Origin of the sequence: Eubacterium sp. ER2 (genome assembly GCF_000765215.1) — a bacterium.
In the GTDB taxonomy this organism is placed as follows: domain Bacteria; phylum Bacillota; class Clostridia; order Lachnospirales; family Lachnospiraceae; genus Claveliimonas; species Claveliimonas intestinigallinarum.
On the sequence record NZ_JPJE01000009.1, the window covers coordinates 61,733 to 87,255 of the forward strand.

At 55.7% G+C, this 25,523-nt stretch carries 29 protein-coding genes; 24 read left to right on the forward strand and 5 right to left on the reverse strand.

Going from position 1 to position 25,523, the window contains the following annotated elements; all coding sequences use genetic code 11:
- Positions 1 to 9 precede the first annotated feature (9 nt).
- Genes NI21_RS0104255 through NI21_RS0104275 form a run of 5 tightly spaced genes read left to right on the forward strand, consistent with a single transcriptional unit; the run spans position 10 to position 5,767 of the window.
- Entirely contained in the window at positions 10 to 1,017 is a 1,008-nt protein-coding gene (locus tag NI21_RS0104255) for an iron ABC transporter permease (protein ID WP_033124997.1), read from the forward strand.
- Complete coding sequence (locus NI21_RS0104260; RefSeq protein WP_033124998.1) at positions 1,007 to 1,795, forward strand: ABC transporter ATP-binding protein; 789 nt, start codon at positions 1,007 to 1,009, stop codon at positions 1,793 to 1,795. The genes NI21_RS0104255 and NI21_RS0104260 overlap by 11 nt, the downstream gene beginning before the upstream one ends.
- 33 nt (positions 1,796 to 1,828) lie before the next feature.
- Positions 1,829 to 2,245, forward strand: a complete 417-nt coding sequence (locus tag NI21_RS0104265) for a YbaN family protein (RefSeq protein WP_033124999.1) — start codon at positions 1,829 to 1,831, stop codon at positions 2,243 to 2,245.
- A complete protein-coding gene (locus NI21_RS0104270) occupies positions 2,238 to 3,989 on the forward strand; it encodes an ABC transporter ATP-binding protein/permease (protein ID WP_033125000.1) in 1,752 nt (583 codons plus the stop codon). The genes NI21_RS0104265 and NI21_RS0104270 overlap by 8 nt, the downstream gene beginning before the upstream one ends.
- Complete coding sequence (locus NI21_RS0104275) at positions 3,986 to 5,767, forward strand: ABC transporter ATP-binding protein (protein ID WP_081957965.1); 1,782 nt, start codon at positions 3,986 to 3,988, stop codon at positions 5,765 to 5,767. The genes NI21_RS0104270 and NI21_RS0104275 overlap by 4 nt, the downstream gene beginning before the upstream one ends.
- Here the strand turns inward: NI21_RS0104275 and NI21_RS0104280 are convergent.
- Positions 5,746 to 6,792 carry a DnaJ domain-containing protein gene (locus NI21_RS0104280; protein ID WP_033125001.1) on the reverse strand — a complete coding sequence of 349 codons (1,047 nt, stop codon included), beginning with the start codon at positions 6,790 to 6,792 and terminating at the stop codon, positions 5,746 to 5,748. The genes NI21_RS0104275 and NI21_RS0104280 overlap by 22 nt on opposite strands.
- A gap of 273 nt (positions 6,793 to 7,065) precedes the next feature.
- Between NI21_RS0104280 and NI21_RS0104285 the strand changes: the two genes are divergently transcribed.
- The 6 genes from NI21_RS0104285 to NI21_RS0104305 all read left to right on the forward strand — a co-directional run bounded on the left by NI21_RS0104285 (position 7,066) and on the right by NI21_RS0104305 (position 11,828).
- Positions 7,066 to 7,539: a flavodoxin gene (locus tag NI21_RS0104285; protein ID WP_033125002.1), complete on the forward strand. Its 474-nt coding sequence runs from the start codon at positions 7,066 to 7,068 to the stop codon at positions 7,537 to 7,539.
- A gap of 173 nt (positions 7,540 to 7,712) precedes the next feature.
- Entirely contained in the window at positions 7,713 to 8,411 is a 699-nt protein-coding gene (locus NI21_RS0104290; RefSeq protein WP_033125003.1) for a flavodoxin, read from the forward strand.
- A 300-nt stretch (positions 8,412 to 8,711) separates the two neighbouring features.
- Positions 8,712 to 8,999, forward strand: coding sequence for an MATE family efflux transporter (locus tag NI21_RS17225; protein ID WP_347562520.1), 288 nt, complete (start codon positions 8,712 to 8,714; stop codon positions 8,997 to 8,999).
- The gene (locus NI21_RS17160; protein ID WP_369792768.1) at positions 8,963 to 10,045 is read left to right on the forward strand and encodes an MATE family efflux transporter; all 1,083 of its coding nucleotides are present in this window, start codon (positions 8,963 to 8,965) and stop codon (positions 10,043 to 10,045) included. The genes NI21_RS17225 and NI21_RS17160 overlap by 37 nt, the downstream gene beginning before the upstream one ends.
- A gap of 163 nt (positions 10,046 to 10,208) precedes the next feature.
- Positions 10,209 to 11,246, forward strand: coding sequence for an aldo/keto reductase (locus NI21_RS0104300; RefSeq protein ID WP_033125004.1), 1,038 nt, complete (start codon positions 10,209 to 10,211; stop codon positions 11,244 to 11,246).
- A gap of 48 nt (positions 11,247 to 11,294) precedes the next feature.
- Positions 11,295 to 11,828, forward strand: coding sequence for a flavodoxin family protein (locus NI21_RS0104305; protein ID WP_033125005.1), 534 nt, complete (start codon positions 11,295 to 11,297; stop codon positions 11,826 to 11,828).
- 13 nt (positions 11,829 to 11,841) lie between these two features.
- On the opposite strand, the gene NI21_RS0104310 is transcribed toward NI21_RS0104305, so the two are convergent.
- Complete coding sequence (locus NI21_RS0104310; RefSeq protein ID WP_052083913.1) at positions 11,842 to 12,723, reverse strand: LysR family transcriptional regulator; 882 nt, start codon at positions 12,721 to 12,723, stop codon at positions 11,842 to 11,844.
- A gap of 163 nt (positions 12,724 to 12,886) precedes the next feature.
- Between NI21_RS0104310 and NI21_RS0104315 the strand changes: the two genes are divergently transcribed.
- Genes NI21_RS0104315 through NI21_RS0104325 form a run of 3 tightly spaced genes read left to right on the forward strand, consistent with a single transcriptional unit; the run spans position 12,887 to position 15,025 of the window.
- The gene (locus NI21_RS0104315) at positions 12,887 to 13,756 is read left to right on the forward strand and encodes a DUF3737 family protein (RefSeq protein WP_033125006.1); all 870 of its coding nucleotides are present in this window, start codon (positions 12,887 to 12,889) and stop codon (positions 13,754 to 13,756) included.
- Between the two features lie 40 nt (positions 13,757 to 13,796).
- Positions 13,797 to 14,177 carry a cyclophilin-like fold protein gene (locus tag NI21_RS0104320; RefSeq protein WP_033125007.1) on the forward strand — a complete coding sequence of 127 codons (381 nt, stop codon included), beginning with the start codon at positions 13,797 to 13,799 and terminating at the stop codon, positions 14,175 to 14,177.
- Positions 14,174 to 15,025 carry an aldo/keto reductase gene (locus tag NI21_RS0104325; RefSeq protein WP_033125008.1) on the forward strand — a complete coding sequence of 284 codons (852 nt, stop codon included), beginning with the start codon at positions 14,174 to 14,176 and terminating at the stop codon, positions 15,023 to 15,025. The genes NI21_RS0104320 and NI21_RS0104325 overlap by 4 nt, the downstream gene beginning before the upstream one ends.
- Positions 15,026 to 15,056: 31 nt before the next feature.
- Here the strand turns inward: NI21_RS0104325 and NI21_RS0104330 are convergent, their stop codons facing one another.
- On the reverse strand, positions 15,057 to 15,725 hold the full coding sequence (locus NI21_RS0104330; RefSeq protein ID WP_369792769.1) for a nitroreductase family protein: 669 nt from the start codon (positions 15,723 to 15,725) through the stop codon (positions 15,057 to 15,059).
- Between the two features lie 211 nt (positions 15,726 to 15,936).
- Between NI21_RS0104330 and NI21_RS16010 the strand changes: the two genes are divergently transcribed.
- The 8 genes from NI21_RS16010 (at position 15,937) to NI21_RS0104370 (ending at position 22,557) form a co-directional block, all read left to right on the forward strand.
- Entirely contained in the window at positions 15,937 to 16,665 is a 729-nt protein-coding gene (locus NI21_RS16010; RefSeq protein WP_052083914.1) for an AraC family transcriptional regulator, read from the forward strand.
- Positions 16,666 to 16,735: 70 nt separating this feature from the next.
- Positions 16,736 to 17,146: a heme-binding protein gene (locus tag NI21_RS0104340; RefSeq protein WP_052083915.1), complete on the forward strand. Its 411-nt coding sequence runs from the start codon at positions 16,736 to 16,738 to the stop codon at positions 17,144 to 17,146.
- Positions 17,147 to 17,249: 103 nt separating this feature from the next.
- Positions 17,250 to 17,585 (forward strand): metal-sensing transcriptional repressor, encoded by a 336-nt coding sequence (locus NI21_RS0104345; protein WP_052083916.1) that lies wholly within the window; start codon positions 17,250 to 17,252, stop codon positions 17,583 to 17,585.
- Positions 17,586 to 17,596: 11 nt separating this feature from the next.
- On the forward strand, positions 17,597 to 18,478 hold the full coding sequence (locus NI21_RS0104350) for a DMT family transporter (protein WP_033125009.1): 882 nt from the start codon (positions 17,597 to 17,599) through the stop codon (positions 18,476 to 18,478).
- 685 nt (positions 18,479 to 19,163) lie between these two features.
- On the forward strand, positions 19,164 to 19,835 hold the full coding sequence (locus tag NI21_RS0104355) for a response regulator transcription factor (RefSeq protein WP_033125010.1): 672 nt from the start codon (positions 19,164 to 19,166) through the stop codon (positions 19,833 to 19,835).
- Positions 19,832 to 21,004 carry a HAMP domain-containing sensor histidine kinase gene (locus NI21_RS0104360; RefSeq protein WP_052083917.1) on the forward strand — a complete coding sequence of 391 codons (1,173 nt, stop codon included), beginning with the start codon at positions 19,832 to 19,834 and terminating at the stop codon, positions 21,002 to 21,004. Before NI21_RS0104355 ends, NI21_RS0104360 begins: the two co-directional genes overlap by 4 nt.
- Positions 21,001 to 21,564: a hypothetical protein gene (locus NI21_RS0104365; protein WP_033125011.1), complete on the forward strand. Its 564-nt coding sequence runs from the start codon at positions 21,001 to 21,003 to the stop codon at positions 21,562 to 21,564. Before NI21_RS0104360 ends, NI21_RS0104365 begins: the two co-directional genes overlap by 4 nt.
- 126 nt (positions 21,565 to 21,690) lie before the next feature.
- Complete coding sequence (locus tag NI21_RS0104370; protein ID WP_033125012.1) at positions 21,691 to 22,557, forward strand: EamA family transporter; 867 nt, start codon at positions 21,691 to 21,693, stop codon at positions 22,555 to 22,557.
- A 50-nt stretch (positions 22,558 to 22,607) separates the two neighbouring features.
- Here NI21_RS0104370 and NI21_RS0104375 read toward each other — a convergent pair whose 3' ends face one another.
- Positions 22,608 to 22,934 (reverse strand): helix-turn-helix domain-containing protein, encoded by a 327-nt coding sequence (locus NI21_RS0104375; protein ID WP_033125013.1) that lies wholly within the window; start codon positions 22,932 to 22,934, stop codon positions 22,608 to 22,610.
- A gap of 259 nt (positions 22,935 to 23,193) precedes the next feature.
- On the opposite strand from NI21_RS0104375, the gene NI21_RS0104380 reads away from it, so the two are divergent.
- On the forward strand, positions 23,194 to 24,063 hold the full coding sequence (locus tag NI21_RS0104380) for a Sir2 silent information regulator family NAD-dependent deacetylase (protein WP_052083918.1): 870 nt from the start codon (positions 23,194 to 23,196) through the stop codon (positions 24,061 to 24,063).
- A gap of 104 nt (positions 24,064 to 24,167) precedes the next feature.
- Positions 24,168 to 24,398: a hypothetical protein gene (locus NI21_RS0104385; RefSeq protein WP_033125014.1), complete on the forward strand. Its 231-nt coding sequence runs from the start codon at positions 24,168 to 24,170 to the stop codon at positions 24,396 to 24,398.
- A gap of 69 nt (positions 24,399 to 24,467) precedes the next feature.
- Here NI21_RS0104385 and NI21_RS0104390 read toward each other — a convergent pair whose 3' ends face one another.
- A complete protein-coding gene (locus NI21_RS0104390; RefSeq protein ID WP_033125015.1) occupies positions 24,468 to 25,376 on the reverse strand; it encodes a LysR family transcriptional regulator in 909 nt (302 codons plus the stop codon).
- Positions 25,377 to 25,523 lie beyond the last annotated feature (147 nt).

The following is a 25,523-nucleotide window of genomic DNA, read 5'->3' on the forward strand; positions in this document are numbered from 1 at the left end:
TACCGGAGGATGGACCAGAGCCGGAAAAAGAAGAAGACAGCCAGGGCGGCCCTCTCCTTTATCATCCTGGGAGTCCTCCTGGCGGCGCTGGTATTCGCCTCCATCAATATCGGGAGCCTGCAGGTGTCCTTTGGGGAGCTGATAAGAGGGCTCTTTGTGGAGCGCATCGAGAACGTGGCGGCCATCTATGACCTGCGCTTTCCCAGGATCGTCATCTCCCTCTTTGCGGGGGCGGCGGTGGCGGTGGCGGGCGTCCTCTTCCAGGCAGTGCTGAAAAATCCCCTGGCAGACCCGGGCATCATCGGCATTTCCAGCGGGGCCAGCTTTATGGCGGTGCTGGTCACGGCCTTTCTCCCGGCCCTCTATTTCTTTACCCCTCTCTTTGCCTTTGGGGGAGGCGTGCTGGCCTTCTTCCTTGTGTACAGCCTGTCCTGGAAGGGGGGCTTAAGCCCTCTTCGCATCATCCTTACAGGCGTGGCGGTGAGCGCTATGTTCTCGGGGCTCTCGGACGCCCTGAACTCCATGACAGGGGGCAACTCCTCCGGGGTGGCCTCCATCGTGGAGGGGAACATCACCCAGAAGACCTGGGAGGATGTGCAGACCCTTCTGCCCTACGTCATCGTGGGGCTGGTGCTGGCAGTGCTGTTTTCCAAAATGTGCAATCTCATGACTCTGGAGGACAAGACGGCCAGGGGGCTGGGAGTCAATGTCAACCTGATGCGCATCCTGATCTCCCTGGTGGCAGTGCTCCTTGCCAGCATTTCCACGGCAGTGGCGGGAGCCGTCAGCTTCCTAGGGCTCATCGTGCCCCATATGGGGCGCATCCTGGTGGGCAGCGACCACCGGGCCCTGGTGCCCTTTTCCATGCTGGCGGGTGCCTTTACCTTCCTTCTGGCGGACACCATCGGAAGGACCGTGGCGGCGCCCTACGAGGTGTCGGCCTCCATCATCATGAGCGTGATCGGCGGCCCGTTCTTTATCATTTTGCTTAGGAGGTCAAAGAAATATGCAGCGTGAGGACAAGAAGAAGCCGGCTATGGAGGTGAGAGGGCTGTATTTTTCCTACGGGAAGAACAAAGTGCTAAGAGACGCCTCCTTTACCATCCAGGAGGGAGAAATAACCACCATCATGGGGGCCAACGGGTGCGGGAAATCCACCCTTTTCAACCTGATGACAAAAAACCTCTGCCCCAGGAAGGGAAATATCTTCCTTGGGGGGAGGAATATCCAGAACCTGGCGCTGAAGGAGTTTGCCAGGAAGGTTTCCATCGTGCACCAGTACAACACCTCCGCCGATGACATCACAGTGGAGCGGCTGGTGTCCTTTGGCAGAACCCCTCACATGAAAATGATGCAGGCCCGCAGCCAGGAGGACGAGGAGAAGATACGGTGGGCCATGGAAGTGACGAACGTGGAACAATACAGGTATCGGGAGGTGGGAAGGCTCTCCGGGGGCCAGAGACAGCGGGTGTGGATCGCCATGGCGCTGGTCCAGAGCACGAAGATCCTCTTCCTGGACGAGCCCACCACCTACCTGGACATCCGCTACCAGATTGAGATCCTGGAGCTGGTCCGGAGGCTGAACCGGGAGTACGGCATCACCATCATCATGGTCCTCCACGACATCAACCAGGCCATCCACTATTCGGACCGCATCATCGGGCTGAAGGACGGACGGGTGGCCGCCTGGGGCGCGCCGGAGGAGATCATCACGCCGGAGTGCATCCGGGAGCTGTACGGCATCTCCCTGGGCGTGACAAATGTAGAAGGAAAGAAATTTGTGCTCACCGTCTGAGGGCGGTGAGCGAAAGAGACAGGAGAAAGCTATATGAACAACAAAAATCCGATTCGTTTCCTGTGGATCATCGCGGGATTTATCTGTCTGGGACTGGGGACAGTGGGCATTGTGCTGCCTATCCTGCCAACAGTCCCCTTTTATCTGGCCACTGTGTTCTGCTTTGCGAAGAGCTCCAGGAGGCTCCACGACTGGTTCCTGGGAACCGGTCTGTACAGGAAGCACCTGGACAGCTTTGTCAGGGGAAAGGGCATGACCATGCAGACGAAATGCTCCATTGTGGGGACCGTGACTGTGGTCATGGCCATTGGGTTTATCCTGATGAGAAATGTGCCCGTGGGCAGGATCTGTCTGGCCATTGTCTGGGTGTGCCATGTCATTTATTTCTTCTTCCGGGTGAAGACCATCCCCAGAGAAGACAGAAAGGGGCAGGAGCAGGCCTATGATTAAGAAAAGACTTCTGGGACTTCTGTCCCAGGCAAAGAAATACATTTACTTTCAGGTGCTATGGCAGTGGCTCTCCCTCCTCTGCCAGATCCTGGTCATCTGCAGCGTGTCCATGCTGCTGGAGGAGGCAATTTTCTGGCAGGTGACCGGCTCCTCGGCCCTTACATGGGGCGGTCTGGCACTGGGCGCCATTGCCCTGCGGTTTGTCTGTGACAGGCAGGCCTCCTTTGCCTCCTACCGGGCCAGTGTGGATGTGAAGCGGATCCTGCGGGACAAAATCTATGAAAAGCTCCTCCGGCTGGGAGCCTCCTACCGGGAGAAGACAGCCACGTCGGAGGTGGTGCAGATGGCGGCGGAGGGAGTGGAGCAGCTGGAGACCTATTTCGGCAGATATCTGGCCCAGCTTTTCTACAGCCTCCTGGCGCCGGTGACTCTGTTTGCCGTCCTCTCCTTTGTGAGCTGGAGAGCCAGCCTGGTGCTCCTTGTCTGCGTGCCTCTCATCCCCATCTCCATTGTGGCGGTGCAGAAGTTCGCCAAGCGTCTGCTGGCAAAATACTGGGGCATTTACACAGAGCTGGGGGACAGCTTCCTGGAAAATCTCCAGGGCCTGACTACCCTGAAGATTTATCAGGCGGATGAGGAGAAGGCCCGGGAGATGGACGCGGAGTCCCAGAAATTCCGGCGGGTCACCATGAAGGTGCTGACCATGCAGCTCAATTCCACCAGCGTCATGGATATCATCGCCTACGGAGGGGCGGCGGTGGGCATGATCGTCACCCTGTGGGAGCTGGCGGGGGGAAGGGTGAGCCTTCACGGAGCGCTGATGCTCATTCTTCTGGCCTCCGAGTTCTTCATTCCCCTGCGCCTTCTTGGCTCCTTCTTCCACATCGCCATGAACGGCATGGCGGCCAGCGACCGGATCTTTGCCCTGCTGGATCTGCCGGAGCCTGAGAAGGGAGAGGAAATCCTGGCAGGCGGAGAGACGGACCTGGCATTTGAGAACGTGTGCTTCTCCTACGGGGAGGACAGGCAGATACTGGACCAGGTGTCCATGGAGTTCCCGGCAGGGAGCTTTACCTCCATCGTGGGGGCCTCGGGCTGCGGCAAGAGCACGGCGGCCGGCATCCTCATGGGGAGGAACAGAGGCTATGGGGGCAGCGTGAGGATACAGGGAAAGGAGCTGTCCCATATCCGGGAGGAAAGCCTGATGGAACAGATCACCATGGTGAGCCATAACAGCTGGCTCTTTAAAGGCACAGTGGAGGACAATCTGCGGATGGGAGCGCCGGACGCCGGGCCGGGGGAGATGGAGGAGGCCCTGAGAAAGGCCAACCTGTGGGATTTCCTGGCAGGGCAGCAGGGGCTGCAGACCCCTGTCCTTGAAAAGGGCAGCAACTTCTCCGGCGGCCAGTGCCAGAGACTGGCCCTGGCAAGGGCCCTGCTCCACGACACGCCGGTGTACATCTTTGACGAGGCCACCTCCAACATTGACGCGGAGAGCGAGGAGATGATCATGGATGTGATCCGCCGCCTGGCAGGGCAGAAGACGGTCATCCTCATCTCCCACCGGCTGGCAAATGTGACCGGTTCCGACCGGATCTACATGATGCAGGACGGCAGGGTGGCGGAGTCCGGCACCCACCGGCAGCTCCTGGAGAGGAGGGGACAGTATGAGAAGCTGTACAGGACCCAGATGGAGCTGGAGCAGTATGGAAAAGAACAGTACGGAAAGGAGGCGGCAGTATGAGCCTGGAAACCGGAAAAGTAAACAGCGTGCAGCCGGGCAGCGGTGAGGTGAGAAACACCCCCGTGCGGCGCAGCGGCATCAGGATCATGGGACGCCTTGTGGGCCTGGTGACCCCGCTTCTGCCGGTCATGCTCCTGGCGATCCTTCTGGGCACGCTGGGATATCTGTGCGCCATCTTTCTCACCATCCTGGCGGGCTTCGGGCTGCTGCACATCCTGCTGGCGGCCGCGGGCATGGAGCTGAACCCGGGGACGGCGGGGCTTCTCCTGGGGGCGGAGCCGGGGACACTGTTTGTCCTTCTCATCGTCCTGGCAGTGGCCAGGGGCTTGCTCCACTACGGGGAGCAGTACTGCAACCATTTTATTGCCTTTAAGCTGCTGGCCATCATCAGGCACAAGGTGTTTGCCGCCCTGAGAAGGCTCTGCCCGGCCAGGCTGGAGGGGCGGGACAAGGGCAATCTGATCTCGGTCATCACATCGGACATTGAGCTTTTGGAGGTGTTTTACGCCCACACCATCTCCCCCATAGCCATCGCCATAGCCACCTCCCTTGTGATGGCGCTGTTCATCGGGCAGTTCTCCCCGGCGGGGGCGATGCTGGCGCTGGCAGGCTACATCGCGGTGGGGGCTGTGCTCCCCCTTGTGTTCGGCAAAAGAGGCGGCGGGGCCGGCATGGAATTTCGCGGCGCCTTCGGTGACCTGAACAGCTTTATCCTGGACTCCCTGCGGGGGCTGGACGAGACCATCCAGTACGGCCAGGGGGAGAGGAGAAGAAGGCAGATGCAGGAGCGGTCAGACAGCCTGGGCGCTCTGCAGAAAAAGCTGAACCGCCTGGAGGCAGCCCAGAGGTCTGTCACCAACCTGGTCATCCTGCTCTTTTCTCTTGCCATGCTCCTTCTCATGATCACCATGAAGCAGGCCGGGGAGGCGGATCTGGTGGGCATGGTCATCGCCTCCATTGCCATGATGGGCTCCTTTGGCCCGGTGACAGCTCTCTCCAACCTGTCCAACAACCTGAACCAGACGCTGGCAGCAGGCGAGCGGGTCCTGTCCATCCTGGAGGAGAAGCCCCAGGTAGAGGAGGTATGCGGAAGGGAGCACACAGATTTTGAGGGAGCTCAGGCCGAGAAGGTCAGCTTCGGATACGGGGAGGAGGAGATCCTGCGGGATTATTCTGTGGAGATACCAGGGGGAAAGGTGATTGGCATCCACGGGGCCAGCGGCTCCGGAAAGTCCACCTTCCTGAAGCTTTTGATGCGCTTCTTTGACGTCCGGGAGGGGAAAATCCTCATTTCCGGAAAGGATGTGCGAGAGATCAACACGGCGGACCTGCGGGGGATGGAGTCCTATGTGACACAGGAGACGAGCCTCTTCCACGACTCCATCGCCGCCAATATCGCCGTGGGAAAGCCCGGGGCGTCCATGGAGGAGATCGTGGAGGCGGCGAAAAAGGCCTCTGTACACGACTTCATCCTGTCCCTGCCAAAGGGCTATGAGACGGAGGTGGGAGAGCTGGGCGACACCCTCTCAGGGGGAGAGAGGCAGCGGATCGGCATTGCCAGGGCCTTTCTCCACGATGCCCCCTTCCTTCTCCTGGACGAGCCCACCAGCAACCTGGACTCTCTCAACGAGGGGATCATCCTGAAGTCTCTGAAGGAGGAGCGGAAGGACCGGACCGTGGTGCTTGTGTCCCACAGGAAATCCACCATGAACCTGGCGGACACGGTGTACGAGATGGACAAGGCCTCCCGCCCCGGTCAGGAGAGGGAAGCCCTGTAGTGTTCCAGGAGCTGGCTGATCTGAAGGCTCAGGCTTTCAGGCAGCCGGCTTCTGTCTTCTTCTTTTTTGAACTTCAGCCACAGGTGGAGGCGCCGGTATCCGGCGCCTCTTTTCTTCCTGGCGGCGGCTCCTTTCCCGACTGCCAGGGAAGCGCTTTCGCCTTCCCCGGCCGCGCGGAGACGGACCAGGACCCGCCTCTGCTCAAAGAGAGGAACCAGGACATAGTACAGCCGGTCGTCCGAGAAGGAGAGGTATCCTGCCTCCTGCCCGGCGCTGTCCTTCAGGAAAAGGCGGTGGTCCCTCACACCTGCCGGGAAGAGGGGCGCCTCCGCCGGCAGGGAGCCTGGGAGGCCGGAACCTTCCTGGCCCTTTGTCTCCAGCATGGCGGGGAAATAGTAAATGTCCTGCCCCTCCCGGTCAGAGGTGGTTTTGACTGCCAGCTCCTTAAGGAGGGAGGTGGCGTCTATGTACTGCTGGGCCAGAAGATAGGTGAGGTCCGCATGGAACCGGCTGCGGCAGGAGGGGGAGGAGGCTCTCCCCAGGGAGGCGTTGACCTCGTCCAGCAGCTCCTTCCCGCACAGGTAGATGCTGCGCAGAAAGAGGGGAAAGTCCTCCTCCGTGGTCCAGAAGTACCGTCCCCTGGCGGCGGTGAAGGTGCCGATCACCTCCCCGCCGCTGTCCTCAGCGAGGCACAGGATGTCCCGCTCCCGATAGGCGTGCCGGTTGACCGGGGCGTCCCAGGCGCTGCGCCGGGCAGAGCTTCGGTGTGGACTGTGATGGGCATCCCTGCGGCGGAAGACGCCTGATGCGGCCTCCGGCCCGGCCTGGGAGGAGCGGCCTCCGGGCCCGGTCCCCTTGAGAAGGGCGTAGGCGGCGTTGACCTGCCAGGCCAGATGCAGGTCTTCTTCAGAGGGCCCTGCGTCCGGGTGGAGCCGGTGCATGAGCTGGCGGTATTTCTTTTTGATCTGGTCCGGCGCCGCTCCCGGGGAGACTCCCAGGATGCGGCAGGCTTCCTCGCGTGTCACGGTGCGCTGCCCTCCTTTTTTGTCCGCCGAAGCGGCGGACGCCTGTATTGTTTCAGTATAGCCAAGTTGGGGACGGATGTAAACAGGGGAGTGAGGAGAATGTGTGGAGGCGTGGGAGGCGAGGCGGCAGGGGGCAGGGGGTCAGGGCGGTCAATACATTATGCCCAAAGGGCATGGGAGGGGATAAAAACTAAGTATTGGACATCGAAAGGGGATTTTTCTATAATAGGACTGTAAAAAGAGAACACGTGCTTTTAAAAGGAGAGCGATCATATGAGCAAGACACTTGTAGCGTATTTTTCAGCCAGCGGGACAACCAAAAGGACAGCGGAGAGGCTTGCACAGGCTGCGGGGGCGGATCTCTATGAGATAAAACCGGCTGTGCCCTACACTTCGGCGGATCTGAACTGGATGGACAAGAAATCCAGGAGTACGATTGAGATGCAGGACCCGTCCTCCAGGCCGGAGCTTGCGGACAAGGATGCGGATATTGCGTCCCACGACAGGATTTTCCTGGGCTTCCCTATCTGGTGGTATGTAGCTCCCACGATCATCAATACATTCCTGGAGAGCTATGATTTCAGCGGAAAAGAGATCATCCTCTTTGCCACCTCCGGCGGAAGCGGATTTGGAAAGACCGTGAAGTCCCTGGCTCCCAGTTGCCCGGGCGCAGTGCTTAAGGAGGGCCGTCTTCTGAACGGAAGCCATTCTGTGGGCGAGCTGAAGACCTGGGTAGAAAGCCTGTAAGCTATAAAGAAAATCATGCCTAAAAAGCATGAATGATCCAAAGATATCAGGTATTGGACATAGGAACTTTGCTCAATTATAATGTGGGTACAGACAAAGGAAAGCTATTTCCGGCGGGCTGTACCTGCTTTTTTACTTTGTAAATTGTTTCGCAAAAGGAGGAAAACAGCGATATGAAGAGAAGAATAGCAGCGCTGCTGCTGGCGTGCGTGACAGCTATGTCTGTGAGCGCCTGCGGCGGGGAGGAGACGGCGCAGGAGAGCGCCGGGGAAGAGACGCAGACAGCAGAGACGCAAAATGAAGAGGCCCGGGACAGCGGGGCGGGCGGTACTCTGGTGGCTTACTTTACCTACGCGGAGAACGCGGACCTGCCGGAGGGGATCGATGCTTCAGCCAGCGCCAGCATCCAGAGCTGGAACGGGGAAGTGACCGGCAACACCGGGGCAGTGGCGCACATGATAGGGGAGGAGACGGGAGGGGAGCTTTTCTCCATCCGGACCGTAGAAAAATATCCCGACAGCTACGACGATACGGTAGATCAGGGGCAGGAGGAACAGCGGGAGGACGCTCGTCCCCAGCTGGAGACCCACATCGAGAACCTGGAGGACTATGGCACGGTCTTTCTGGGGTACCCCAACTGGTGGGGGGATATGCCTATGGCTGTGTACAGCTTCCTGGAGGAGTATGACCTGTCAGGGAAGGCGGTCATTCCCTTTGTCACATCAGGGGGGAGCGGATTTTCCGATACCGTCAGCCGGATCGAGGAGCTCCAGCCAGATGCGGACGTTAAGGAGGGACTCGCCATCAGCGCATCAGGCGCCATGGATGCCCGGGAGGAGATACGCTCCTGGCTGGATGGGCTGGGATATTAAAAGGGTGACAAAAGGCAAAGGCCCGGCCCTGTTTGACAAACAAAATCCCCTGTGATACACTAACCTACAGTTCTCGGAGGGCTGACCGCAGGAGCACAGGATCATGCGGACAGCCGGATAAGAGGCGGGCTGAATGCCCGTTCCTCGGAGGGAAAGTCATTGGGCGGAAATGATGGACCGGATAAGAGACGAGCCTTACGCTTGTCCCTTATCCGGTTTTTCTTTGCGGACTGTATCCCGGCTTTTCCGGTGGGGCTCTTTCGGGGAGAGGTACATTTTTTACGGCAGGAGGATGAGAAAATGGATTTTCTGAGCGGGAAGATCAAGACCATTTATTTCAAGTATCTGTCAGCCGCCTTCGGGAGCGCGCTGATCACGTCTATCTACTCTATCGTGGATATGGCCATGGTAGGGCAGTATCACGGCCCGGAGGGGTCAGCCGCCCTGGCAGTGGTGGCACCGGTCTGGAACATTATCTACAGCTTCGGACTTCTGATGGGGATCGGGGATCCGTCCTTTTCAGCACTATCCGGGGAAAAGCGGGCAGGGATATGCGGACATCAAACGAGTATTTTACGGCCTCTGTGATCGGCTCTGTCATTCTGGCGCTGATTCTCTGGGCTGCCATCATCTGTTTTGACAGGCAGCTCCTGGTCTTCTTTGGGGCCCGGGATCAGACGCTGACGCTGGCCAGGGGATATGTGCGGCCGATCAAGGCAGCCATCCCGTTTTTCCTCTTTAACCAGATGCTGGCCGCCTACTTAAGAAACGACAAAAATCCGGCGCTGGCCACAGGGGCTGTGCTGGCAGGTGGTATCTTCAATATCTTCGGGGATTACTTCTTTGTGTTCACCTGCGATATGGGAGCCTACGGCGCGGGGCTTGCCACAGCCATCGGCTCTGCCATCAGTTTCCTGGCCATGCTGTCACACTTCTGTAGGAAGAAGAACACCCTACGGCTGGCGCGTCCGGAGAGGCTTCTCTGTAAATTAAAGAAAATCGCGGTGACCGGATTTCCCACCTTCTTCATCGATGTGGCCATGGGCATACTGACCATCCTTTTCAACCGCCAGATCATGGTCTGGTTTGGCACAAACGCTCTGGCGGTGTACGGTGTCATTGTAAATATCAGCACCTTTGTGCAGTGCTGCGCTTACAGCGTGGGACAGGCCTCGCAGCCTATCATATCCACCAACTTTGGAGCGGGAAAGGGAGAAAGGATACGGGAGACGCTGAAATACGCCCTGGGGACAGTGGCCTTTTTCAGCCTGTTCTGGACGGCTCTGTCGATGCTGCTGCCCAATGTGTTTATCCGGTTCTTCATGACGCCCACGGCGGAGGTACTTGGGATCGCGCCTTCCATCTTCCGGTGCTACGGTCTCTCCTTTTTGCTCCTGCCGCTGAACATCTTTTCCACATACTATTTCCAGGCTCTGATGAAGCCGAGGGCGGCCTTCATCGCGTCGGTGGCCAGAGGGCTCGTCATAAGCGGCGTTCTCATTTATCTGCTTCCTGCTGTGCTCGGCGGAAATGCGATCTGGTTTGCCATGCCTGCCACAGAGGTGATCGTGGCTTTCTATGTGGCCCGTGAGATGGCAGCATATACAAAACAGCTCAGTAAAAGGAAAGTATGAGTATGAACAGGATCCGTACGATCGTCAGGGGGATTGTTTGAAGCTTAAAATGGGATTTGGCGCGTTTTCATGCCTTCCGGCTATGAAGCTGTATTCATAACAAGTATTTGCATCTGCGCTGACACTATGTCAGAATGTAAGTAAAGTCAATGGAGGGATGAAAATGCAGTATACAAGATTGGGAAACTCTGATTTGAATATCTCCCGCATCTGCATGGGGTGCATGGGCTTTGGAGACGCCGGAAAGGGGCAGCACTCCTGGACCATCGATGAGGAGCACACAAGAGAGATCATCAAAAAAGGTCTGGAGGCGGGCATCAATTTCTATGACACGGCCATCGCCTACCAGAGCGGCACCAGCGAGCAGTACCTGGGCCGGGCGCTGAAGGATTTCGCGAAGAGGGATGAGGTGGTGGTGGCCACCAAGTTCCTGCCCCGCACGCCCCAGGAGGTGGAGGCCGGCGTCACACCCCAGGCCCATATTGAGAAGATGATAGACAAGAGCCTGGAAAATCTGGGCATGGACTATGTGGATCTGTACATCTACCACATGTGGGACTATGAGAGCTCTCTCTACGATATCATGGAGGGGCTGAACAATGTGGTGAAGGAGGGCAAGGCCAGATATATCGGTATTTCCAACTGCTATGCCTACCAGCTGGCCAAGGCAAACGCCCTGGCAGAACGGGAGGGATTTGCCAAATTTGTCTCCGTACAGGGCCACTACAACCTGATCTTCCGGGAGGAGGAGCGGGAGATGGCAAAGCTCTGCCGGGAGGACAGCATCGCCATGACGCCCTACAGCGCCCTGGCGGGAGGCCGTCTCTCCAAGCGGCCGGGAGAGACCTCGAAGCGGCTGGAGGAGGACAGCCACGCAAAGCTGAAATATGACGGCACGGCAGCCCAGGACAGTGAGATCATCGCCCGGGTGGCTGAGCTCGCAGACAAACGAGGCGTGTCCATGACGGAAATCTCCCTGGCCTGGCTGCTGACCAAGGTCACAGCCCCGGTGGTGGGAGCCACGAAGCTGTCCCATGTGGAGGGCATGGAAAACGCCACCAGGATCTGCCTGACAAAAGAGGAGAGAGACTATCTGGAGGAGCCCTACGTGCCCCACAGGCTGGTGGGAGTCATGGCACAGAACACAGCGGAGCAGGCGAAGGAGGATCACGTCTGGTCCACCGGCAGCCAGAAGCTGTAGTTGGAAGCAGCAGCCGGAAGCGGCAGCCAGAAACGGAGGAGAACAGACATGAAGATCGTCATTTTACAGGGGAGCCCCAACAAAAAGGGCTCAACAAATATCCTGACAGAGGAATTTACAAGAGGAGCAAAGGAGGCGGGGCATGAGGTCCGCAGGTTTGACCTGACAGATCTTACCATCCATCCCTGTACGGGCTGTGTGGCCTGCGGGTACGAGGGGCCCTGCGTGCAGAAGGACGACAACCAGAAGGTGCGGGCAGCCATGCTGGAGGCGGACATGGTGGTCTTTGCCACGCCCCTCTACTACTATGGCATGTCTGCCCAGCTCAAGATCGTGGTGGACAGGTTCTGCGCCTACAACAGCAGCATTACGAGAAAGCACATGAAGTCCGCCCTTCTGACCGTGGCCTGGAACAGCGACGGCTGGACCTTTGACGCGCTGGAGAGCCACTACCAGACACTGGTGCGGTATCTGGACTTTGAAGACTGCGGCATGGTGCTGGGCAGAGGCTGCGGAAGTCCGTCCATGACAAAGCACAGTCCCTACCCGAAGATGGCCTATGAGCTGGGACGGGGACTGTAGGTGGATGCGCTGCCTAACAGATGACCTGCTCCTTTAAGTACCGGTAAAAGGCCCCCGCCGCCGGCGAGAGCGTCTGGTACTTTTTCGTGACGATATACAGATCAACGGACAGCTCCGGAGTGATAGGGCGGAAGGTGAGATTCCGCCCTTTTGTATTTACCAGCCGGTCCAGGCAGAGGGCGTAGCCGATGCCGTGCTCTACCAGGAAGGTTGCGTTGTAGATCAGGTTGTAGGTCGCAACGACGTGGAAGACAGAGTAATCAGAACCAAACCAGTCCAGATCCTGATGCCCGGAAAAGGTCTGGTCGGAGAGGATCATGGGCAGGGTCTTCAGCTGATCGATATTGACAGCCTCCTGGGACGCCAGATCGCAGTCCGCCGGCATAAGAAGACCGTAGATGTCCTTCTGGTGTATGTTCAGATATTCGTATTTTTCCTGGCGGACCGGCCCAAGCAGAAGACCCATGTCGCAGAGCCCCTTGTCGATGCGGTCCAGGACGGCATCGGCATCGCCGCTGAAGGTATGTATTTTGACATCCGGATGCTTCCTGTGGAAATTTTCAAGAAAGCCGGCCAGTGTGTCCATGGCCACAGTCTCACCGCATCCGATACAGATGTCGCCGCACAGGCTTTCCGCGTCCGCGCGCATGGCTGTCTCAGTATTTTCCAAAAGCTCCAGAATTTCTCTGGCCCTGTCCCGGAAGAAGATACCGTCCTCTGTCAGAGTGATTTTGCGTTTTCCTCTGATAAAGAGCTGTTTCCCAAGTTGCTCTTCCAGCTCCATCATCTGTCTGGACAGAGTGGACTGGGTCACAAAGAGGGCATTGGCAGCGGCTGTAATGCTCCCTTCCCTGGCGATGGCGAGAAAATAGTACAGAAGCCTCGTTTCAATCATAATAGCATTCTCCTTTTTTGCTGATCCGCATGTTTTCTTCCATCCAGTATAGCTCTTTTTACCATTCCTGTAAACGATGGAAATGTATGATTATCAACTGTTTGTAATTATTGAGCCTGCTTTATATAATAAAAACAGAAAACAGAAAGGAAGTGTCGCTGTAATGAAAGAAAACAGAACTTTTATAGAGGATAAAACCTTTGATGAGGAGAGGGCCCTTTATGGAAGCCATGGGATCACGATCAGCCACTGTTCGTTTGACGGCCCGGCAGATGGGGAAAGCGCCTGTAAGGAGTCATCGGATATTGAGGTGGAGAGCTGTTACTTTAACCTGCGCTATCCATTCTGGCATGACCATGGCCTTAGGATCACGGAGTCCGAGATGACGGACAAATGCCGGGCGGCTCTGTGGTATTCGGACCATGTGGAGATCGCGGACACAAAGCTGCACGGCATCAAGGCGCTCCGGGAGTGCAGCGATATAGTGATCAGGAATTCAGATATTATTTCTCCGGAGTTTGGATGGTCCGTGAAAAATATCCGGATGGAGAACACAAAGGCCTCCAGCGAGTATTTTATGATGCGCTCTGAAAATCTGACCTTTACCGATGTGGAGCTGACAGGCAAATACTCCTTCCAGTACATCAAAAACGCAGTCTTTGACCACTGTACATTTGACACAAAGGACGCTTTCTGGCACGCGGAAAACGTAGTTGTCAGAAACAGCACGGTAAAAGGAGAGTATCTGGGCTGGTATTCCAAAGGCGTGACATTCGAGAACTGCCGCATCATTGGCACGCAGCCGCTTTGCTACTGTCAGGGGCTGAAGCTGGTGGACTGTGAAATGGTGGACACGGATCTGTGCTTTGAGAAATCTGAAGTGGAGGCCAGGATCACCACGCCGGTCCTCAGTATCAAGAACCCGAAGGCCGGAATTATACAGGTTCCCTCTGTCGGGGAAGTGATCCGGGATGACGACAGCGCCATGGGACGGATCGAGCAGGAATGCGCTGCCTCGCGGGAATGTGCCTGACGGGACGGCGGACAGATCATAGAAGAAGGAGAAGACGGGCATGAACATGAATATAGAAGTAAACGGAACCGACATACAGGTGAAGCTATGTGAGAACAGCTCCGCCAGAGCCGTGGAGGAGCTGCTGCGGGACGGCCCGCTGACGCTGGAAATGAAGGACTTTGCCCACATGGAAAAGTTCGGAAGTCTGGGAGCGCAGCTTCCCGCAAATGATGAGCATATCACGACGGAGGCCGGAGATGTGATCCTGTCAGAGGGAAATCTTTTGGTCATCTACTATGCGCCGAACACATGGAATTTCACGCGTCTTGGGAAAGTGCAGAATTTGTCTGAAAAGGAGCTGAGGGATGTTCTGGGAAAGGGAAACATCCGGGCGACGCTCACAATAGAGGAAAAAATGGAGGGAAAAGAAGAAAGATGAAAGTGCTCACATTGAACAACCATGTGAATGTGCCCCAGCTGGGCTTTGGAGTGTTCCAGATCACAGACGAGGAGGAGTGCAAAAGGAGCGCCCTGACAGCGCTTAGGACAGGGTACCGCCTCATCGACACAGCCGCCTGCTACGGAAATGAGAGGGCTGTGGGCGAGGCTGTGAAGGAGAGCGGCATAGCCAGAGAGGACGTATTCCTCACATCCAAGGTGTGGATACAGGATGCGGGATATGAAAAGACTATGCGCTCCTTTGAAAAAACGCTGGAGAACCTGCAGACAGATTATCTGGATCTGTACCTGATCCACATGCCCTACGGGGATTATTACGGGAGCTGGAGGGCCATGGAGGAGCTGTACAAAAAAGGAAAGATCCGGGCCATTGGAGTCTGCAATTTTGAGGCGGACCGGCTGGTGGATCTGATCCTGAACAGCCAGGTCGTGCCCGCTGTGGACCAGGTGGAGCTCCACCCCTTCTGCCAGCAGAAAAAGCTGCGGGAGGTCATGTACCACTATGACATCACCCCCATGGCATGGGCCCCGTTTGCGGAGGGGAGAGACGGGATCTTTACAAATGAGACGCTGGAGGCCATAGGGCAGCAGTACAGGAAAAAGCCATCCCAGGTAATCCTGAGATGGCTTCGCCAGAGCAATATTATCGCCATTCCCAAGTCCGTCCACGCAGAGCGGATCGAGGAGAATTTTGACATTGATTTCTTCAGGCTGGAGGACGAGGATCTGATCCGGATCAGCCAGATGGACAGAGGGGAGAGTCAGATACTGGATATCCGCAGTCTCCTGGAGGTGTACCGGCTTTTCCATATCCGGTTTGACCAGTAGGCGTAAGGCCCGGAGAACCAGGCCCGGAGCATCAGGCCCAGGTGAAGTGCTCCTTCCCGGCGCCTGCCTCAAAGTGGTACCTGACAATGCCGAGATCTATTTTTGTGTAAAATCCCATGCCGGCTCTGACGGATACCTTGTCTTCTGCCAGAGTGAACTGGAATTTCTGTTGGTTCATGGCTGTGGGTGCCAGAAGGGCGGCCTCGACGCCGGCTGTAAACCAGTCCGGCGCGGGGCCGTCTGTCTTTGTCACCTTTTCCATGGCCTTTGACCTGTGGGGAACGCCCTGGGTTTTTCCGTAGCCGATGGCGATGACGGCGCACAGCTTTTCGCCGGCAGCCACAGTAAAGGCGGAGGACACTTTGCTGTACGTGAGCGCGACCCAGCAGGTGTTCAGCCCCAGCTGCTGGGCCTTCAGCACAAGCCTCTCCCCGTAGTACCCGCAGGTCTCCTCCAGATCCGGGCCCTTTTTGCCCACCAGTGCCAGGTAACTGGTCACTCCTCTGAAGCTTCCGTAGTGGGCAAGAAATCCCTGAAAAGCCTTTGGCTCATTTGTTACAAGCTGGATGTGGAGGCCGCTCTCCCTGTTGCAGGCCGCAATCTCCTCCTCCAGAGGGCGTGTCACATCCTCCCCCAGGGGTTTATCTGTGTACTGGCGCACGCTGTGGCGCTGTCTGATTGCTTCCATGACAGTCATCATTGTTTCGTTCCTCCTTTGGTTCATCAGATTAAACCATTATACCATGTATTGCGGCCTGCGCCACATTGGTAAAGAAAATCGAGACGGATTGGGACGGAGGCAGACCGGAATACGAGGCGGACCGGGGCGATTGCAGTTTTTCAGGTCCCTGTGATAAGATAGAGAAAGACAGAAAGCGCCGCGAGGGCGGAAGAATATGGGGAGGAAGGACATGACAAAGCACAGAGCAAAGTACAAAGGAAATCTGGCGGAAGGGCTCCGGAGCCTTTCCCTGGAAGAGGGGGAGAACAGGACCTCAGTCCCCTATATGAAGGTATACCGCGTCGCATCGGAGACGATACCCATGCCACGGACAGACAATTCCTATCTTTACATTGTGGCGGATGGGTCCATGCGCCTCTACACGTCCTCCGGCATCATGGACTACGAGGCGGGACAGTATTCCATATCCCAGATTGACACGCCCCTTGCCGGACATGTGCTGATATTTCCAGAGGAGGACGCCACTGCCTTCATGGCCGCCCACATCCGAAGAGAGCTCATCTTCCACATGCTCTGCGGGTCCTGCGGGAAACAGTTCCTTACCAGCGTCATCAATATCTCCCAGGCTGGGGAGATATACGAGGCGAACAGCTGGATCAAGAAAAATTTCCGGAAATCCTTCACAGTGGAGGAGCTGGCCCAGCAGAACAATATGAGCGTGTCCCTCTTTCACCAGAAATTCAAGAGCGCCGTGGGGATGGGGCCTTTCCAGTGCCAGAAGAGGCTGCGGCTGACGGAGGCCAGGAGGCTTATGATGGACGAGAACAAAAACGCCACGGAGGCGGCCATGGAAGTGGGCTATGAGAGCTCTTCCCAGTTTGCGAGAGATTACCGGAAAATGTTCGGCGCGTCGCCAAAGGAGGACATCCTTTCGAAGAAACAGGCAAATTTTCTGTAGAAACGGGCAAGCGCAGCGAGATATTCACTGTTAAAATGATCATCAGAACAGAAGATTGGAGGAATGACAGATGATTTTAACAGATGAATTGTGCGATAAGCTGTGCGTGGCAGCCCGCGAAAAGAGCAGGGAGGTGGGCATAGACATCAGCTTTGCTGTGTGCGATGAGAGCGGGCTCCCGAGGGTGTACCGCCGGTATGGAGAGGCCCTGGTCCTCAGTATCACCCTTGTGCCGGGAAAGGCCTACACAGCGGCAGTGACACAGTGCAAGACAAAGGATGTGGCGGCATGCGCGGCGGAGGGAGCCTCCCTCATGGCCATCCAGAGCAATGATCCGAAGATCACGCTTGTGTCCGGCGGATACCCTCTCTTTGTGGACGGAAAGATTGCAGGAGGCATCGGCGTAGGCGGCGGCACAGAGGAGCAGGACTGCGAGATTGCCGAGTATGTCGTGTCTGTATTTGAGCAGGAGACAAGATAGCCCTGCGCATCGATAAGAATTCCCATATCACTTGTATCCTTTTTTCAATTGTGCTATCCTTTTTATATCCCCCATGGGGGGATATAAAAAGGAGGCTGATATCATGAACCAATCCCACACACAGGCGAATACTGATACTCACACACATGCCAATATCCATACCCACATCCATACTCACACCCACACGGAGACGAAAAAGGTCCTGGACCGTCTCTCCCGGGCCATAGGCCATATGGAAGCGGTCAAAAAGATGGTGGAGGAGGGGAGGGACTGCTCTGAGATACTGATCCAGATCGCGGCAGTCAGGTCTGCTGTGAATAATGTAGGAAAAATCATCCTAAAGGACCACATCGACCACTGCGTTGTGGATGCTGTGGAGACAGGGGACAGGAAAGTGCTGGAGGACCTCTCGGAAGCTATCGACCGGTTTGTCAAATAGGGGGTGGGAGCGTGAAAGAGAGTGGAAGAGGAAGTCTTTCTGTTTTCTGGGCTGTGCTGGCAGCAGCTCTCTACGCAGTCAACGCCCCGGTGGCCAAGCTGCTACTTGAGGACGTGGAGCCGGCCATGATGGCGGGCCTTCTGTATCTGGGGGCCGGGGCCGGCATGCTCCTTCTGGGGATTGCCCGCAGGGGGACAGGCAGAGGAGGGGAGGAGAAGCGGCTTGCGAGAAGGGACCTGCCCTACACGGCAGGGATGATCGCTCTGGATATTGCCGCGCCTGTTTTTCTCATGTTCGGCCTTACCATGACCACGTCGGCCAACGCCTCCCTGCTCAATAATTTTGAGATTGTTGCGACCTCTGTTGTGGCCTTTTTTATCTTCAGGGAGAAAATCAGCCGCCGGCTGGGACTGGCTGTGGGTTTGATCACTCTGTCCAGCATGCTGCTGTCCTTTGAGGATATGAGCAGTCTTGACTTCTCAGCGGGCTCCCTCCTTGTGCTTGCGGCCTGCGTCTGCTGGGGCTTTGAAAACAACTGCACCAGGATGCTGTCCGGGAGTGACCCGCTGGAAATCGTGGTCGTCAAGGGGCTGGGTTCAGGCATGGGCGCACTGCTGATCGCCCTCCTGTCCGGGGAGCATTTCCCGGCGCTTTCTGATATCCCCCTTGTCCTGCTGCTGGGATTTGTGTCCTACGGGCTGAGCATTTTCTTCTATGTATATGCCCAGCGCTGTCTGGGTGCGGCGAGGACAAGCGCCTACTACGGGATAGCACCGTTTATCGGCGTGCTGTTCTCTTTCCTCATTTTCGGGGAGCTTCCGGGAGGCTTTTTCCCGGCTGCGTTTGTCCTCATGGTACTGGGAGCGTATCTGGCGACGGAGAAAATCAAGTAAAGATCGTAGTTGCGTTTATCAGATAATGTTTTAAGGCATGGAAAAACCGCCCTTGTACTTTGGCGAGTAAGGGCGGTTTTACAACTAAACTTACCGGTCAACCACTTTATAGCGACTGCCCCGTTTACGTCTATACTATAGCATAACGGGTGGAATGGGGCAAGAAGCAGGTATCTGACGATTGAGAAAATTACATAAAAAGAAGACATATGGCTGCCTGATAGTTACTGTCTGTGGTAATATGTCTACAAGGACAACCGTGTTACAGGGTGGCTGACCTCTATTCTACATAGAATGGGGGTGATGCTGATGGACAAGAAACATTTTGATTTTAAGGATCTCATGGCCTTTGGAATGTTTATCCTCGCATTGCTGACATTCGTATTTACGTTTATCAGATAATGTTTTAAAGCATAGAAAAACCACCCCGAAACTTTGACCAAAGGGGTGGTAATTCTATCACACCATATGTAGGTCAACCACTTTGTGGCGGCTGTCCTTTCTACATCTTTACTATAGCACACCGGACGGTATGGCGCAAGAAGTTCATTACATGTCTAAGGCTGTTTATAAGGCATAAAACTGCCCACCGCCGATTTTTTAATAATTCAGAAACAAAATATAAACATTTCAGTAATACACTGTATTCATACTGAGAGCACGTAAGAAATGGAGGGACAGGACGATGATACACATTCTTGTGGTGGAGGATGACGAGAGACTGAACCATATCGTCTGCACATATCTGAGAGACAGCGGCTTTGAGGCGAAGGGGTGCCTGAACGCGGAGGATGCATACGAAGAAATGTATGGTCAGCTCTATGAGCTCATCATCTCAGATATCATGATGCCGGGGATCGATGGCTTTGAGTTCGCCAGGACGGTGAGAAAGGTGAACCAGAGGATCCCCATTCTCTTCATGTCTGCCAGGGACGATCTTCCCTCCAAGCAAAAAGGGTTCCAGCTGGGGATAGACGACTACATGGTGAAGCCGGTGGACCTGGACGAGCTGGTGCTCCGGGTGCGGGCGCTCCTTCGGAGGGCCAATATTGAGATGGAGAGAAGGATCACAGTGGGAAACCTTACACTGGACGCGGACGGCATGAGCGCTGAGGTGGACGGGGAGGAGATCCCGCTTACCACCAGGGAGTTCAACATTATTTACAAGCTTCTTTCCTATCCGAAGAAGACATTTTCCAGGGCTCAGCTTATGGATGAGTTCTGGGATGTGGACAGCGACACGAGTCCCCGGGCTGTGGACGTGTATATGACGAAGCTTCGGAACAAGCTGTCAGGCTGCGATGGATTTAAGATCGTCACTGTGCGCGGCCTGGGCTACAAGGCGGTGCTGCAATGAGAAATGAGAACGGGAAATCTATAAGAGGACAGGAGGGCGGGGAGGTCAGACGCGTCATAAAGGACAGCCTTTTCCCGGTTTCCCTTTTTGCCATTTATCTGGGCGTGCTCTTTCTGATGTCCGGAATTCACGAGGGGCTCCTCGTCCTGATGAATAAAAGGGGATGGAATGAGATCATCCAGACAGCTGTTCCCATGCTCTACTGGGGCGCTGTGGCTGTGGGGCTGACTCTGTTTACAAGAAAAAAAATCAAAGATACGTATGAGGCACCCCTCCACAGGCTGGCAAAGGCCACACGGCAGGTGGCGGGGGGCGATTTTTCCGTGTATGTGCCCACAGTGCACACGGCGGACAGGCTGGACTATCTGGATGTGATGATCCTGGATTTCAACAAGATGGTGGAGGAGCTGGGGAGCGTGGAGACGCTGAAGACAGACTTTGTGTCCAATGTCTCCCATGAGATGAAGACCCCCATCGCCGTCATCAAGAATTATGCGGAGCTTCTCCGGACGGGAAATGGGACGGCGGAAGAGAGACAGGAATATGCCAGGAATATCGAGGCGGCGGCGGGCAGGCTGTCAGACCTGATCAGCAATATCCTCCGCCTGAACAAGCTGGAGAACCAGCGCATTGACCCGGAGATGGAGACCTGCGACCTGTGCGCCCAGCTGGAGGAGTGTATCCTCCAGTATGAGGAGCTGTGGGACGAGAAGGATCTGGAGCTGGAGATAGAGATGGAGGACAGGGCCTTTGTGCAGGCAGACAGGAGCCTGCTGGAGCTTGTGTGGAACAATCTGCTCTCCAATGCGGGCAAATTTACAGAGCCCGGAGGCACGGTGACCGTGCGGCAGAGAACAGTAAAAGGGTATGTGGAGGTGTCGGTAGCCGACACAGGATGCGGCATGGCCCCGGAGAGCCTGCGGCACATTTTTGACAAATTTTATCAGGGGGACACCTCCCACTCCAGAGAGGGGAATGGCCTGGGGCTGGCCCTTGTGCGCAGGATCCTCATCCTCATGAACGGAGAGATACAGGTGGAGAGCAAAGAGGGAGAGGGGAGCGTATTTACAGTGAGGCTGCCCAGGACAGAGGAGAGAGAAGACAGAAACAGGATAACAGGGAACAGGATAGCCGGGGATGAGAAAGACGTGGAGGTGACGGAGCTTTGACAGGAGAGAGCAGAAGAGGATTTACAGCCTACGAGTACAAGGAGGTGCTGGCTGATGCCGGGCAGGTCTCCTTTCTCATAGACAGCTATGAAAATTTCGGGTGGGAGCCGGATGAGAATGTCATGCCCGGAACCCTGGAAAAATACCCGGAGAGGGCAGGTAGGGGTGGACACGGGAAAACGGTGCTGCGCCTGAAGCGGGACAGAAGGATCGTCAACAAGACGGAGCTGACCAGGCTCCAGCGCAATTTTGAGGCCTGCGCGGAACAGATCGGGAGACTGGAGAAGGCAAAGACCTCCCGCCCCTCTGTGATGGCTCTGACTGTGGGCGTCATCGGGACCGCGTTCATGGCCGGATCCACCTTTGCGGTGACGGCAGACCCGCCCCGCATTATTTTGTGCATCATCCTGGCCATTCCGGGATTTCTCGGCTGGGCGGCGCCCTGGTTCCTGTACAGAAGCGGGGTGCGCAGAGAGACGGAGAAGATCAATCCTCTGATCGAGGAAAAATATGACGAGATTTATGAAATCTGCGAGAGGGGGAACAGGCTGCTGAACTAGGGCGGCCGGTTCCCCTTTTAAAATATATGGATATGGACAGAAGCTGGAAGAAGCGCTATCATAAAAGAAATCAGATAGCTGTCTGTTAACGGCAGCGCATAATCTTTGAGAAAGAAGGAATAAAAGGTGTGGCTTTTCTATGCCGCAGGCTCCGCCTTTTTTGCCGGAGTCACATCGATCCTGGCAAAATGCGGGATCAGGAGAACAAATTCAACAGTGGCCACAGCGGTCCGCACGGTGGTCATACTGGTCTTTTCGTGGGGCATCGCGCTGGCCGCCGGCTCGGTGGACCAGCTACGGGATGTCAGCGGGAGAACCCTTTTGTTCCTCATTCTGTCCGGGGCGGCCACGGGGGCGTCCTGGCTCTGCTACTTTAAGGCTCTGCAGACAGGGGATATCAACAAGGTGGTGCCGGTGGACAAGTCCAGCACGGTTCTCACCATCCTTCTGGCCCTCATCTTTCTCGGGGAGGGGATCTCGCTGGCCAAGGCGGCGGCCGTGGCCGTCATAGCGGCGGGCATCTTCCTCATGATCGAGAAAAAGGATGTGGAGGAGGCGAAGGAGGACAGAAGGGGAAGCTGGTTCGTCTACGCCGCGGGCTCCGCCTTTTTCGCCAGCCTGACTGCCATCCTGGGGAAAATAGGCATCACAGGTGTGGAGTCCAACCTGGGAACCGCCATCCGCACCTGCGTGGTGCTGGTCATGGCCTGGATGATGGTGTTTGTCCAGGGGAGACAAAAGGAGGTGCGGGATATCCCGGGAAGAGAGCTCCTCTTTATCTGCCTGTCCGGGGTGGCCACGGGGGCGTCCTGGCTCTGCTATTACCGGGCCCTCCAGGAGGGGCCGGCCAGCATCGTGGCGCCCATCGACAAGCTGAGCGTCCTTGTGACGGCCGTATTTTCCTATTTTGTCTTCGGGGAGAGGCTTGGCCGAAGATCCGGGGCAGGGCTCGTCCTTCTGACCGCCGGGACTGTGGCCCTGGCTTTCCTCTGATTTTTTCTTGCGTCTTTGTATGGATCAGATCGCTGAAATGGGCCTTTTTCTTACTGCAGCTTCTTTTTATATTCCGTTCCCCACTGCTCCATGGCGTCCAGGATGGGCTTCATGGACTCGCCAAGAGGGGAGAGGGCGTACTCCACTCTGGGAGGTACCTCCGGGTAGACGGTGCGGGTGACGATCCCGTCCTCCTCCAGAGCACGGAGGCTGTCCGTCAGCACCTTCTGGCTGATGCCCACCAGATTTTTCCTGAGCTCGTTAAAGCGCCAGGGGCGCATAAAAAGGTTGCGGAGGATCAGCAGCTTCCACTTGCTGCCGATGAGCTGGACCGTGGTGGCTACCGGGCAGGCCGGCAATTCTTCTTTTGTCTTCATACAGATCACCTCAACTGTTGTCGTAGTCTATAATTCACTTAATAGTTTAAAAAAGAATGTTACATTCTGATTATAGTGTAGTATCCCGGATGGCGCAACAGGGGAGATGGATCTGCCGGGACAGAGCTGCCGGGAGATGGCGCTGCCTGAGGTCTGTGGGTTACCTTGGAGTAACCAGGTAACAAAAAAGTGCGCGCTTTTTGCTTGTAATCATCTGTGATACAATCAGAACATAGAAGAGCACAGGAGGCAGAATAACATGTTCATAGGTATACTGACACAGGCCAGAGAAGAGACAGATGAACAGAAGCTACACCGTCTGAAGAAAGCCCTTGAGGAGGCAGAGGCGGTTGTCATCGGCGCCGGGGCCGGACTTTCCACATCCGCCGGCTTTACCTACAGCGGCGAGAGATTTGAGAAATATTTTAGTGACTTTGAAAACAAATATCATTTCCATGATATGTATTCCGGAGGGTTTTATCCCTACAGTACGCTGGAGGAGTACTGGGCCTACTGGAGCCGCCATATCTGGCTGAACCGGTATGTGGATGCGCCCAGGCCGGTGTATGAGGAGCTGCTGGAGCTGGTGAAGGACAGGGATTATTTCGTCCTCACCACCAACGTGGACCACTGCTTCCAGAAGGCGGGCTTTGACAAGGAGAGGCTGTTCTATACCCAGGGAGACTACGGGCTCTTTCAGTGCATGGAGCCCTGCTGCCAGGAGACATGGGACAACGAGAAGGCGGTCCGGGAGATGCTGGAGAGCCAGGAAAATATGCGTATCCCCTCCGAGCTGGTTCCCCACTGTCCCCACTGCGGCAGGCCCATGACCATGAACCTGCGGGCAGACGACAGCTTTGTGCAGGACGAGGGGTGGTACAGGGCGGCTGAGAGATACAGCCGCTTCCAGAGGGAGCACGAGGGGATGAAGATCCTCTACCTGGAGCTGGGGGTGGGCTACAACACCCCGGTGATCATCAAGTACCCCTTCTGGAAGATGACCCGCCAGAACCCGGAGGCAGTGTACGCCTGTATCAATTACGGGGACGCGGCCGCGCCGAGGGAGATAGCGGAGCAGTCTGTCTGTATTGACGGGGATGTCGGGGATGTGCTAAAGAGATTAAGATAGAAAAAACCTATTTAAAATTATAAGATATAAGTATTTGCTATCCGAAGGCGGGAGACGTATAGTATCCTTAGTTAATAAAGCCGAAAAAGAGGTGAAACGGGATCATGTATCGTTTGTCAAAGGATGAGGTGGAGCAGAACCTGAAGGCTGCCGGCTGCAATGCGGAGATTATCAGAGAATTTTTTTCTTATGAAAAGGAAGATGGCGCGGAGAAGCAGAGGGCGCTGCTGGAGGAGCACCGAAAAACATTGTTAAATCATGTGCATACAGAAGAAAAGAAGATATCCTGTCTCGATTACCTGATTTTTCAGCTGGACAGGGAGCACGCAATGTAGAGAGGATATTAAAAAATGCAGACAGAGACTGGATTTTCACAGTCTGTCTGCATTTTTTGCGATCAGCGGTCAGGATTCATCCGGGGAGTCCTGCGGCGTCAATAAGTCCCGCAGCACTTCGAGAAATTTTTCGGCGGGCTTTGAAAACAGCTGATATTTTTTCCAGATAATGCTCATCTTGTTTTCCAGCTTCGGCTTCAGCGGGCGGAAACAGAGCCGGCTGCCGCTGGTGTTGATGATCTTGTCATAGCCTATGGCGTAGCCCAGGCCTTCGTCCACAAGGAGAGAGGCGTTATAGAGCAGGTTGTAGGTGGCTATGATATTCAGGTCAGAGGGTTCGCTGCCGATCCACTGCGTCAGGCTGCCGCCCTGGTATTCCTGCTGGGAAAGGATGAGAGGCTTGTCCTTGAGGTCGTCCGGAGAGATATTCTCTCTGTCTGCGAGAGCGGAATCCCTGCGCATTAAAACGCCCCACGTTTCCGAATAAGCGGTCTCCAGCGCATTGTATTTTGTCAGATCCACGTCGCCGAACACAATGCCGAAGTCGATGAGTCCCTTGTCCAGGTACTCAAAGACATAGGCGGCGTTCCCGCTGGAGATGTGGTAGTGGATGCCGGGATGCTGGCTTTGCAGTGTCTGAGCTGCCCTGGCAATTACCCGGATGCCGTCTGTCTCCCCTGTGCCGATATAGACATCGCTCATGATAATGTCATCGCTCATGGTGATCTCATTTTCTGTCCTTCTGACAAGATCCAGTATTTCTTCCGCCCGCTTCCTGAGGATCATTCCCTCTTCTGTGAGCGTGACCTTCCGGGAGCCCTTTGTCCCCCGGATGAGAAGCTGCTTGCCAAGCTCCTCCTCCAGCCCCTTGATCTGTGTGGAGAGTGTAGGCTGGGAGAGATGAAGAGTCTCGGCGGCATGCACAATGCTCTGCTCCCTTGCGATCGCAAGAAAATAGTTGAGGACACGCAGTTCCATAATGTTTTCCTTTCTGTCATCTGGCGCTGTACGAAGATTTGATTTTTCTAATATTATATAGACTTTCTGTCAAAATCACAATGCCAAACCCTAAAAAGAATAATTTTTAGCTATGGATATGTATCATATATAAGTATTTGTTATTCT

Excerpts from the sequence above, each read along its gene's own strand:
- NI21_RS0104255 (WP_033124997.1), top strand. The coding sequence starts at position 10 with ATGGACCAGAGCCGGAAAAAGAAGAAGACAGCCAGGGCGGCCCTCTCC.
- NI21_RS0104260 (WP_033124998.1), top strand. The coding sequence starts at position 1,007 with ATGCAGCGTGAGGACAAGAAGAAGCCGGCTATGGAGGTGAGAGGGCTG.
- NI21_RS0104265 (WP_033124999.1), top strand. The coding sequence starts at position 1,829 with ATGAACAACAAAAATCCGATTCGTTTCCTGTGGATCATCGCGGGATTT.
- NI21_RS0104270 (WP_033125000.1), top strand. The coding sequence starts at position 2,238 with ATGATTAAGAAAAGACTTCTGGGACTTCTGTCCCAGGCAAAGAAATAC.
- NI21_RS0104275 (WP_081957965.1), top strand. The coding sequence starts at position 3,986 with ATGAGCCTGGAAACCGGAAAAGTAAACAGCGTGCAGCCGGGCAGCGGT.
- NI21_RS0104285 (WP_033125002.1), top strand. The coding sequence starts at position 7,066 with ATGAGCAAGACACTTGTAGCGTATTTTTCAGCCAGCGGGACAACCAAA.
- NI21_RS0104290 (WP_033125003.1), top strand. The coding sequence starts at position 7,713 with ATGAAGAGAAGAATAGCAGCGCTGCTGCTGGCGTGCGTGACAGCTATG.
- NI21_RS17225 (WP_347562520.1), top strand. The coding sequence starts at position 8,712 with ATGGATTTTCTGAGCGGGAAGATCAAGACCATTTATTTCAAGTATCTG.
- NI21_RS17160 (WP_369792768.1), top strand. The coding sequence starts at position 8,963 with ATGCGGACATCAAACGAGTATTTTACGGCCTCTGTGATCGGCTCTGTC.
- NI21_RS0104300 (WP_033125004.1), top strand. The coding sequence starts at position 10,209 with ATGCAGTATACAAGATTGGGAAACTCTGATTTGAATATCTCCCGCATC.
- NI21_RS0104305 (WP_033125005.1), top strand. The coding sequence starts at position 11,295 with ATGAAGATCGTCATTTTACAGGGGAGCCCCAACAAAAAGGGCTCAACA.
- NI21_RS0104310 (WP_052083913.1), bottom strand. The coding sequence starts at position 12,723 with ATGATTGAAACGAGGCTTCTGTACTATTTTCTCGCCATCGCCAGGGAA.
- NI21_RS0104315 (WP_033125006.1), top strand. The coding sequence starts at position 12,887 with ATGAAAGAAAACAGAACTTTTATAGAGGATAAAACCTTTGATGAGGAG.
- NI21_RS0104320 (WP_033125007.1), top strand. The coding sequence starts at position 13,797 with ATGAACATGAATATAGAAGTAAACGGAACCGACATACAGGTGAAGCTA.
- NI21_RS0104325 (WP_033125008.1), top strand. The coding sequence starts at position 14,174 with ATGAAAGTGCTCACATTGAACAACCATGTGAATGTGCCCCAGCTGGGC.
- NI21_RS0104330 (WP_369792769.1), bottom strand. The coding sequence starts at position 15,725 with ATGATGACTGTCATGGAAGCAATCAGACAGCGCCACAGCGTGCGCCAG.
- NI21_RS16010 (WP_052083914.1), top strand. The coding sequence starts at position 15,937 with ATGACAAAGCACAGAGCAAAGTACAAAGGAAATCTGGCGGAAGGGCTC.
- NI21_RS0104340 (WP_052083915.1), top strand. The coding sequence starts at position 16,736 with ATGATTTTAACAGATGAATTGTGCGATAAGCTGTGCGTGGCAGCCCGC.
- NI21_RS0104345 (WP_052083916.1), top strand. The coding sequence starts at position 17,250 with ATGAACCAATCCCACACACAGGCGAATACTGATACTCACACACATGCC.
- NI21_RS0104355 (WP_033125010.1), top strand. The coding sequence starts at position 19,164 with ATGATACACATTCTTGTGGTGGAGGATGACGAGAGACTGAACCATATC.
- NI21_RS0104360 (WP_052083917.1), top strand. The coding sequence starts at position 19,832 with ATGAGAAATGAGAACGGGAAATCTATAAGAGGACAGGAGGGCGGGGAG.
- NI21_RS0104375 (WP_033125013.1), bottom strand. The coding sequence starts at position 22,934 with ATGAAGACAAAAGAAGAATTGCCGGCCTGCCCGGTAGCCACCACGGTC.
- NI21_RS0104380 (WP_052083918.1), top strand. The coding sequence starts at position 23,194 with ATGTTCATAGGTATACTGACACAGGCCAGAGAAGAGACAGATGAACAG.
- NI21_RS0104385 (WP_033125014.1), top strand. The coding sequence starts at position 24,168 with ATGTATCGTTTGTCAAAGGATGAGGTGGAGCAGAACCTGAAGGCTGCC.
- NI21_RS0104390 (WP_033125015.1), bottom strand. The coding sequence starts at position 25,376 with ATGGAACTGCGTGTCCTCAACTATTTTCTTGCGATCGCAAGGGAGCAG.